Annotated in this window: 3 protein-coding genes; all 3 read left to right on the plus strand. The window is 67.9% G+C overall.

Features of this window, described 5'->3' with window-relative positions; genetic code table 11:
* On the plus strand, positions 1-220 hold a 220-nt coding region (locus U9980_RS27780), incomplete at its 5' end, for a hypothetical protein (RefSeq protein ID WP_322770639.1).
* Complete coding sequence (locus tag U9980_RS27785; RefSeq protein ID WP_322770640.1) at positions 210-1,115, plus strand: 1-aminocyclopropane-1-carboxylate deaminase/D-cysteine desulfhydrase; 906 nt, start codon at positions 210-212, stop codon at positions 1,113-1,115. The genes U9980_RS27780 and U9980_RS27785, both read left to right, overlap by 11 nt.
* 234 nt (positions 1,116-1,349) lie before the next feature.
* On the plus strand, positions 1,350-2,609 hold the full coding sequence (locus U9980_RS27790; protein ID WP_322770641.1) for a DUF6986 family protein: 1,260 nt from the start codon (positions 1,350-1,352) through the stop codon (positions 2,607-2,609).
* The last annotated feature ends 32 nt before the right edge of the window (positions 2,610-2,641 follow it).

Raw genomic sequence — 2,641 nt, forward strand, 5'->3', positions numbered from 1 at the left:
TTCCACCTACTGTCGGACGACATTCGGCCGAACGGTAGGTGGTTCCGGTCATCAGGACGGCCTCAACGACCTACGCACCCGGCCCCGCTCCTTGATTCACACCCCCACCGGGGTGGCCTCCGGCCTTGCGATCAGAGCAAGATCACAGCCACTAACGTGTCACAAGGGCCAGGCTTCTCTGTTGGCCCACGAGGCGGAGGCGGTGCGCTGTGACGAGTAGCCTGGGACCGGGTAACTGGAGCGTCGCTTTCCCAACGCCGTTACACCACATCGTAGACGACACGACACGGACCGCCGATGTGCAGCTCTACCTGAAACGAGACGATCTAGCGCTCGCAGACGTGCCGGGCAACAAGTATCGCAAGCTCAAGTACAACATGTCAGCAGCTATGTCGGCGGATTACCCAAAGCTGTTGACCTTCGGTGGGGCGTACTCCAACCTGCTACGAGCAGTAGCGGCTATCGGGCAGGCAGCAGACCTGCCCACCATCGGCATTGTCCGAGGTGAGGAACACCACCCGCCGAACCGCTCACTGCAGTTCTGCCTGGATCACGGCATGGAACTGGCCTACATCACGCGCGAGAAATACCGTCAGAAGACAAGTCCCGAGTTCCTTGCGGGACTAGCTGACACCTACGGCGAGTTCTACCTGCTCCCCGAAGGCGCGAGCAACACGCTGGCGGTACGCGGATGCGCCGAGCTGGTCGATGAAATCGATATCCACTGTGACTACATCACCTGCGCTGTCGGCACCGGCGCCACGATGGCCGGCATCGTTTATGGGCTGGACGGTAAGGCTCGGGTTGTCGGCTTCTCGTCGTTGAAGGGCGGCAGCTTCCTTGCGGATGACGTAAGGGGTTTACTCGCCGCCGTCGGCAAAGAGCACCTGTCGAACTGGTGGATTGAGACCGGCTTCCACTTCGGCGGCTATGCCACGCGCAAACCTGAGCTCAACGAGTTCATGGACTGGTTCGAGGCGACGCATCACATCACGCTCGACTGGGTGTATGAAGCCAAGATGCTCTTTGGCGTGTACGCCCTGATGGCCGCAGGCACGTTCCCGTCCAGCTCGACTGTCGCGGCCGTGATCGCTGGCGGCCCGGAGCCGGATTAGCTCTCCACGAAGCTCTGCTGCGCCCGGCCCCACAGCCAGCCATCCTTGATCACCCTCGCTCTCACCCTGCACGACCTGGGCGAGCATCGGTCCGCCCGCGAGTGGGAGGCCTTCGTCAGGCGGCAACGCCGTGAACCGTGAACTGTGAACTGTGAACTGTGACGAAGGAGCCCCAGGCTTCGACCGTTAGCGCTACGGGTGCGTCCCGATGGCCCGCGCCCGACACTCACAGACGTGCCCACGCTGCCGGATGACGTGACCGCCGCGCTGACCGCTCCCCTGGCCCGGGTCGATGCCGACCTGGCCGCGCGCTTTCCCGGTGAACCAGGTGTCCGACAGCCCGTCCACACCTGTTATGTGCCGGCCGACCAGATGAGGGCGACCCTCGCCGACGACTGGGGCGCCGCCGCGCTGGCTGCGCTCGACGCACACGCCGGCGAACCGCCGGTGCTGGCGGCCGCGACCGGCATCCCGGGCGAGCTGGCCGAACGGGTGCACGCCCATGTCCGCCGGATGCTCGCCACCGCCCCGATCGCCGACCTGCGGGTGGACTTCGAGGACGGTTACGGCGACCGCGACGACGCCGAGGAGGACGCCCACGCCGTCGCGGCGGCCGATGCGCTGCGCGCGGCCGCGGACGCCGGGCGCCTACCCGCGTCCTACGGACTCCGCCCCAAATCCCTGGACCCGGCCGTGCGGACCCGCGGGCTACGCAGCCTGGACCTGTTCGTGACCAACCTCGCCGCAGGCGGAGCCATCCCACCCGGGCTCGTGGTGACGCTACCGAAAGTGAGCGCTCCTGCTCAGGTCGAGGTGTTCTGCGACATCCTCACCGAGCTTGAGAACCGGCTGGGCATCGGCTCCGGCCTCAGCGCGGGCATCCGGCTGGAGGTGCAGATCGAGACCCCGGCCGCGGTACTGGCGCTGCCCGCGATCGTGGCCGCGGGCCGGCCCCGCCTGACCGGCCTGCACGTGGGCACCTACGACTACTCGGCGGCACTGGGCGTGAGCGCCGAACACCAGGCCAGCGATCATCCGGCGGTGGAACTCGCCACCGCGCTCATGCAGCTGGTTGCGGCCGGTACCGGCGTTCAGGTCGCGGACGGCTCGTCCAACCTGCTGCCCGTCGGGGACCGGTCCGCGGTGCACGCGGCCTGGCGGCGCCACGCCGACCTGGTCCGCCGCGCCTGGATGCGGGGGATCTACCAAGGCTGGGATCTACACCCGGCGCAACTGGTCTCCCGACATGCGACCGTGGCGGCCTGCCTACTCACCGGCCTGCCCGCGGCGCTCGCCCGCCTGTCGGCCTGGACCCGCACGCCCGGGTCGGGCATGGCCGGGTCGGGAACTGTCGCCGACGAACCCGCGACCGCCCGGGCGCTGGCCGGCCACATCCAGCGCGCGCTCGACGCCGGCCTTCTCGACGACGCAGACCTTCCGGTCGGGCTTACCCGCGAACGGCCCATCCCCGCCGACGGGCCAGTGATCTGTTGAGGGCGATCTCCTGCGAGCGCTTCCGTCGTGCG

This window comes from Protofrankia sp. Cr1, from assembly GCF_963555865.1.
GTDB lineage: Bacteria > Actinomycetota > Actinomycetes > Frankiales > Frankiaceae > Protofrankia.